Source organism: Nocardia sp. NPDC004722, assembly GCF_053601505.1.
The window spans coordinates 1-1290 of record NZ_JBSGBY010001083.1 but is presented as its reverse complement, the minus strand read 5'-3'; the positions used below and the strand labels follow the sequence as shown (position 1 = coordinate 1290).

General features: G+C 70.1%; 3 protein-coding genes. All 3 read right to left on the bottom strand.

Features of this window, described 5'->3' with window-relative positions; all coding sequences use genetic code 11:
* Positions 1-139 (bottom strand): sigma factor (locus ACWELQ_RS45885; RefSeq protein WP_452403226.1); only part of this gene is annotated, 139 nt, incomplete at its 3' end.
* Complete coding sequence (locus ACWELQ_RS45880; protein WP_452403225.1) at positions 139-540, bottom strand: YciI family protein; 402 nt, start codon at positions 538-540, stop codon at positions 139-141. The genes ACWELQ_RS45880 and ACWELQ_RS45885, both read right to left, overlap by 1 nt.
* Positions 541-640: 100 nt before the next feature.
* Positions 641-1290: NAD(P)/FAD-dependent oxidoreductase (locus tag ACWELQ_RS45875; RefSeq protein ID WP_452403224.1), on the bottom strand; the 650-nt coding region annotated here is incomplete at its 5' end.

Sequence of the window (1290 nt, the reverse complement as noted above, 5' to 3'; positions counted from 1 at the left end):
GCCATTGGGTGGCGGCGGCGAGCAGTGCCTCCTGCAGGGCGTCCTCGGCGGCGTCGAAGTCACCGTAGCGGCGGACCAGCACGCCGAGGACCTGCGGCGCGAGCTCGCGCAACAGGTCCTCGAGGGTGGCTTCGGGCATCAGAGGTCGGCGGCGGGAGCGCCCATGATCGGGCGGACCTCGATGTACTCGCCGATCGGCTTGCCGCCGGGGCCGGGGGCGGCCGACGCCTGCGCGGCGATCTCGATGGCGCGCTCGGGAGAGTCGACGTCGATGATCCAGTACCCGGCCAGGAATTCCTTGGTCTCGGGGAAGGGTCCGTCGGTGACCACCGGCGCGGACCGGCCGTCGGACATGACGATGCGGGCCTGGCCCGGATCGGCGAGACCCTGGCCGTCGACCAGTTCACCGGACTTGGCGAGCTCCTCGCCGAGGGCGCGCTGGAAGTCGATGTGCGCCTGGATCTCCTCGGGCGCCCAGTCGCCGATGAAGGTGTCGCAGTAGGCGGCGGGGCTGTAGGTCTTGATCAGCATGTACTTCACGGTCGGCTCCTTCGATGCGCCGCGGTGGCGCTCACGCCCAGGGGTCGGAGCCGCGCACGCCGATGCGACGTACCCGCCACTCCGCGATCTATGACGACGGTCACAAGTCGTCGGGGTTCACGGTCTCGTCGCTGAGCACCAGTTGCTTGATCTTGTCTCCCGCATCCCACACGTTCACGTTCATTCCGGCCAGCACTCGATTGCCGGAATCGAGCCAGTACGCCACGAATTCCCGCTTGCCGAGGTCGCCGCGCACCTCCACCCGGGTCTGCTGCCGGGGCGCGACATATCCGGTGTACTCCATCCCCAGGTCGTACTGATCGGTGAAGAAGTACGGCAGCCGGTCGTACACGGCCGGTTTCCCGAGCATGGTCAGCGCCGCCACCGCGGGCTGATTGAGCGCGTTCGCCCAGTGCTCCACCCGGACCCGCTGACCCAGCACCGGGTGCTGTTGATCGGCGATATCGCCGACCGCGACGATGTCCGGGTCGCTGGTGGCCAGGCTCTCGTCCACCAGCACGCCCGCGCCCACGGCCAGCCCGGCATCGGCGGCCAGCTCGATATTGGGCCGCGCGCCGACCGCCACCAGCACCGCGTCCGCCTCGATCCGGGTGTCGTCGGCCAGGCGGACGCCGGTGGCGCGACCGTCGGCGGTGGTGATCTCGGCGACCTGCACGCCCAGGCGCAGATCGACCCCGTGATCGCGGTGCAGCTGCGCGAAGACCTCGCCCATCTCGGGCCCCAGCGCCG